This is a genomic window from Vibrio sp. 811 (assembly GCF_033339195.1).
In genome coordinates, this window is the sequence record NZ_JAWOUB010000215.1 from 1 (window position 1) to 867 (window position 867).

At 49.4% G+C, this 867-nt stretch carries 1 protein-coding gene and 1 pseudogene; one reads left to right on the forward strand and one right to left on the reverse strand.

Features of this window, described 5'->3' with window-relative positions; translation table 11 throughout:
• Nucleotides 1–142, forward strand: a pseudogene (locus R7Q46_RS25905) (oxidoreductase); the annotation flags it as partial.
• Between the two features lie 75 nt (nt 143–217).
• Here R7Q46_RS25905 and R7Q46_RS25910 read toward each other — a convergent pair.
• On the reverse strand, nt 218–867 hold a 650-nt coding region (locus R7Q46_RS25910; protein ID WP_318078047.1), incomplete at its 5' end, for a LysR substrate-binding domain-containing protein.

The following is an 867-nucleotide window of genomic DNA, read 5'->3' on the forward strand; positions in this document are numbered from 1 at the left end:
AGCGTGGGAAAAACTGGTTGAGCTACTACCAGACAGCTACTTCGAGCAAGCGTGTACTGAAGTAGGGCTCGCTGAAGCGCCAAAATACGCCGAAGATATTACCAACGGCCAAGTAACCGGTCGCATTGTTATCAAGCTGTAGCTATAAAGCTATCGTTATCAAGCTACAAGTCAGCACTTCACGTAAATAGAGCCAGCGTTGCTGGCTCTTTTGTTATCAGTTCAATCCCATGTCTTCGATTCGCTTTGCAATCAGCCTGCTGCACTCTTCACGCACAACGGAGCGCAGCCATTCTTGAGCAGGAGAATGCTCACAGCGCGCATGCCAAATCATCGAATAATCAAAAGGCGTAAATTGGAATGGCAACGGTTTTACGACTAGGTCATAGCGCTCAGCAACCAGATACGCCAAATCTGCCGGAACGGTAATGATGATAGGTAGTGTATCCACAATCGCCAGCGCAGCTTCTAAATGGTACGCACGCAGCACCATTTTGCGTTGCGGCTTGTCGATTAAAGCTTGCTCAATCAACGCTTTCACTCCGTCACTGATGGCAATCATCGCGTGAGGGTGGCTCAAATAGTCGTCCAAACTCATCTCTTGATTCGCCAAAGGATGCTGTTTGGACAGTAAACACAACACGCCAACGCGACCAAGAATCTCGCTACGCAGCGGCTCTACGGGGCCAGTTGGGCGACAAATGGCGAGATCGGCCCCTTCATAAGTCAACTGATCGGATAAACGGTCATGCTGCAAAGGCAAAAAGTTAAACGACACATTCGGCGCTTCTTGATAAATGCGCGGTAAAGCAAACGGCAGAATGGTTTGCATAGCGTAGTCCGTGGTCGCGATGGTGAACGTCTGAT